This is a genomic window from Vibrio sp. 03_296 (assembly GCF_002265885.1).
The window spans coordinates 1-555 of record NZ_NPKW01000216.1; the positions used below are offsets into that span (position 1 = coordinate 1).

Consider the following 555-nt stretch of genomic DNA (forward strand, 5'->3'; position numbering starts at 1 on the left):
CACAGCTACTTACTTTGATTCAGAAAAATGGCAGCTTAGGAGCGACGGGGTGTGAGTTGGGGCGTGCATACCGTGAGCAAAACTTAGCTCATCAATATCGTCACTTCTCTCTGCAGCAAATGGAGCAAGAAGTTGAGCTCTCCCTCATTAAACAGAGCCAGATTGAACAAGCCGATGAGGTGGATTTCGATACCTTTTTGGCCGATTATTTTGCCTACTTAAAATAGGGATCGGCAAATGACAGGAGCCTCTGCTGAAAGAGGAGTGAGTAAGATTGCTCGCCGTGTGTTGTTGTTCGGTTTGGTGGGGTTATCTGGCTGTGCGACTACCCCGCCGGCGCAGCAAAATAACGTATGCGACATTTTCCGTGAGAAACCTCGCTGGTATAAAGATGCCTTAGCGATGGAAAAGGAGTGGGGAACCCCGATTCAAGTCGCGATGGCGTTTGTCAAACAAGAAAGCAGCTTTCGCCACGACGCAAGACCACCAAAGACTATATACTTGGKTTTATCCTTGGGGCACGTGAGTAGCGCGTATGGTTATGCTCAAGCGCAA

2 pseudogenes are annotated in these 555 nt (G+C 48.7%); both read left to right on the forward strand.

The annotated features are described in order from the left end of the window. Positions 1-227, forward strand: a pseudogene (locus tag CIK04_RS23495) (glutamate--cysteine ligase); the annotation flags it as partial. 10 nt (positions 228-237) lie between these two features. Beyond that, positions 238-555, forward strand: a pseudogene (locus CIK04_RS23500) (hypothetical protein); the annotation flags it as partial.